This is a genomic window from Moorena sp. SIO2C4, assembly GCF_010672485.1.
GTDB classification, from domain to species: Bacteria; Cyanobacteriota; Cyanobacteriia; order Cyanobacteriales; family Coleofasciculaceae; genus Moorena; species Moorena producens.
The window spans coordinates 1-2946 of the sequence record NZ_JAAHGN010000965.1; the positions used below are offsets into that span (position 1 = coordinate 1).

The 2946-nt window shown below is 40.7% G+C and carries 4 protein-coding genes and 1 pseudogene; 2 read left to right on the forward strand and 3 right to left on the reverse strand.

Annotated elements, in window-relative coordinates:
- Window positions 1–518: 518 nt before the first annotated feature.
- Window positions 519–1793 carry a GmrSD restriction endonuclease domain-containing protein gene (locus tag F6K20_RS32145; RefSeq protein ID WP_008184870.1) on the reverse strand — a complete coding sequence of 425 codons (1275 nt, stop codon included), beginning with the start codon at window positions 1791–1793 and terminating at the stop codon, window positions 519–521.
- A 26-nt stretch (window positions 1794–1819) separates the two neighbouring features.
- Between F6K20_RS32145 and F6K20_RS32150 the strand changes: the two genes are divergently transcribed.
- A complete protein-coding gene (locus tag F6K20_RS32150; RefSeq protein WP_267872040.1) occupies window positions 1820–1948 on the forward strand; it encodes a hypothetical protein in 129 nt (42 codons plus the stop codon).
- 312 nt (window positions 1949–2260) lie between these two features.
- Here F6K20_RS32150 and F6K20_RS32155 read toward each other — a convergent pair whose 3' ends face one another.
- Window positions 2261–2455 (reverse strand): hypothetical protein, encoded by a 195-nt coding sequence (locus F6K20_RS32155; protein ID WP_008185579.1) that lies wholly within the window; start codon window positions 2453–2455, stop codon window positions 2261–2263.
- A 132-nt stretch (window positions 2456–2587) separates the two neighbouring features.
- Between F6K20_RS32155 and F6K20_RS32160 the strand changes: the two genes are divergently transcribed.
- Entirely contained in the window at window positions 2588–2800 is a 213-nt protein-coding gene (locus F6K20_RS32160; protein WP_008185577.1) for a helix-turn-helix domain-containing protein, read from the forward strand.
- Here F6K20_RS32160 and F6K20_RS32165 read toward each other — a convergent pair.
- A pseudogene (locus tag F6K20_RS32165) lies at window positions 2744–2946 on the reverse strand (hypothetical protein); the annotation flags it as partial. The gene F6K20_RS32160 and the pseudogene F6K20_RS32165 overlap by 57 nt on opposite strands.

The window sequence follows — 2946 nt, forward strand, 5'->3', positions numbered from 1 at the left end:
TGGGAAAAGGCAAAGTTGTTGAGGGTGATAGCAGGGAGTCTGGAGTTGGGAGCGGTGCGACCCGTGGCGAATTTAATTACGGGTCAAGCGCACCGAGGGAGTCGGGAGCGGTGCGACCCGTGGCAAATTTAATTACGGGTCAAGCGCACCGAGGGAGCAGGGACTTCGGAGCAGGGAGTAGGGAGTAGGGAGTAGGGAGCATAAACCAGGAAACAGCAATGCAGCGTGAGACCGCGCTGCATCAAGACAGGGGTAATAAAATTGGATTTATAGCAATCGCCAGGGCAGTTAGGACTTTTGTCATGTCCTAACTGCCTTGGCGACTGCTATATGATCAGCTTTAAGCTCTCTAAATCCTTTTGTCCCTCGAAATAACCTGTTACACAGAGGACAGACATACCCATTTAACTGGCTATTAAAATTCTGCCTAAAGTAAGCTTCTTGCCAAGTTAAGGGAAAAGTTCTTCGCCGAGGATTACAGGGAGATAGTCCTTCAGGTAAATCAACCAATTTTATGTTTATTTCTTCAAAATAATTCTAACAATTTCAACAGCTTTATCGCACTGTTGCTTTTGTCCTTTTTGTTGACTCCATCGACCTTTTGGTTCTGGGTATCCATTGTTTTCATCAAGTAGCTCTCTGGCTTTATTTCGAGGGCTACGAATGAATTCACCCGCATGATTCCATTGTGTGTCTGATACCTGTTCGGGAGATATTTTTAGCTCAGCAGCTCCGGCTATAAACAAAGCAAGCTGCTTGTACTTATCGACACTAACTCCAATAAGTTTTTTTGATAAAATAGATTTCATCCAATCAACAAATATGGTAAAGTATTCTTCCGAAATAACTTCAAAATTTGAAAGTATTTGTTTACTTCTTTCTTCTTTTGGATCTTCTTGATACTGGAGTTGACTACAGTAAATATCTAAAGCGTTATCAGTTGAGCCGTTAAAAGACATTTTGAGATGAATCGGTCTTTTCAATAAATCATCAAGTTTTTTACGTTCAAGACAGATTAAGTACCACAAGAACATCAATGATGGTGTTTGACCTTTTGCTTTTTCTTTACCCTCCCACCATTGGTACCAAAGCTTTCTAGCGTCAGGAAATTTATCCCAAGGATTAGAAAGTCCTTGTCTTTGCGCTAACTCAAGCATTCGTTGAGAAGGCTTTATAGTAGAGTTAGAATCGTTGGAATCCTCATCTTCACTAACCTCTTCATTAGTTTGCTCAGGATTATCATGAATTCCAACTAAACGAATAAAGGTTACACTTTTAGATTGACTGTAATAAGCTAAACGAATATCTTGACCAGAAAGAGGAGTTCCTCCTTCGTTGATTCGTCTAAATATTTCTAGCTTAGTTTGTAACTCTATATTTTTAGGAAGATAAATTATAGTCAGCGGATAATCTTTAAATATATATTTAAGGTCTTCCTCCAATTCGCTGTATTTTTTGCCGGTATATAGATGAGAGTCTGGTAGTATATAGTCAATAGTTTTATCATTACTTATCGAAAATTCATTATTACAAAAACTTCTGATAGTGTTGAGTCGCTGTTGCCCATCAACAACTTCGCATTTTCGGTTATCATCTTCACAAAAGAAGAAAGCTGGAATAGTAAGATTGTTAAGAATAGACTCAATAAAAAGTGATTTTTTTCTAAGGTTCCATTGATTAGCATCTCTCTGGTAATCAGGAACATAGACACGCCCATTTTCTAACCTTGCCAAGATGGTTTCTATGCTTTCGCTTTGAGATTTTGTGGTGTCTTGTACTAAAGGTTTAAACATACAATCTCCTTCTGATCTTTACTATCATGGATTCTAGATCATCGGTAAGCATTCAGCCGTCAGCCTTCAGCCGTTGGCCACGCTGCTTGAGGTGCTTATTTTCTTCAAAAGCACCTCAAGTAGCACCATCTGTAGCGCTAATCGCTGACCGCTGATAGCTGATAGCTGAAGGCTTACTATCATTCTTTATAGTTACATAGTTTTCTGTTAAGATTGTAACATAGTTCCCTGTTAACATTCCAAACTAACAAGATTATCTGTAGCAAACCAAAATACTCCCCATGGCGATAGGAAAACAATAGGATTTTTGACCTATATAGCAATTCTCATAGCTATGAGGTACACAATTTCTGGATTTTAGGGAACAGCGGATCTGGAAGGTGGTGCGTTACGGGACGCGCTGTTCCAAGGGCGAACAGGTGGAAAATCAGCGCGAGCCCGTCTTATCACGCACCCTACGGACTGGATTATTCCTTCAAGGGTGTTTCAAATATCACCACATGGTTGAAATTTGGCAGCAAACGCTTAAGAGCTTGCTGATACGCTTCCGCATCACTGCGCCGATTAAATCGCGCTACAGTTATCCGTTGCATCTTAGGTAGGTGCCGAATGACACACCAGGGTTTCAATCGGTCTCGGTAAGTTTGTCGAGTTGATATCATATTGTTAAATACCCCATTTTTATGGGTTGTTTTAGGAAAGGCGATCGCCCAGTAGTTTTGCGGCCTCTTGGGTGATCGCCGAATATTCTATTTACTATTAAATATGTAGTTGCGTAGTTTGTCAAGTCCAAAATGGGATTAATTAGGTTACGAGTTCGAGAATTAGCGGCGGAGAAGGGTTGGACGTTGAAAGAAGTTTCCGACCGTTCTGGAGTAACCTATAGCACTGTGGCTAGTTATGCCCGACGTGACGCCATGAGTATGACGGATTTTACAGCAATTCTGAAGCTAGCCCGGGCTTTTGATGTTATGGTTGAAGATTTGGTAGAGGTTATCGAAGAGTAGGGAGTAGGTAGTCGGGAGTAGGGAGTAGGGAGTCGGGAGTAGGTAGTCGGTAGTCGGGAAAAGCGGGAAATGGGGAGAATTATCCCGGAAATTATTGTGTATTTTGATACATATTTTGAATAATTTATACCTAACCAAAGTACCTA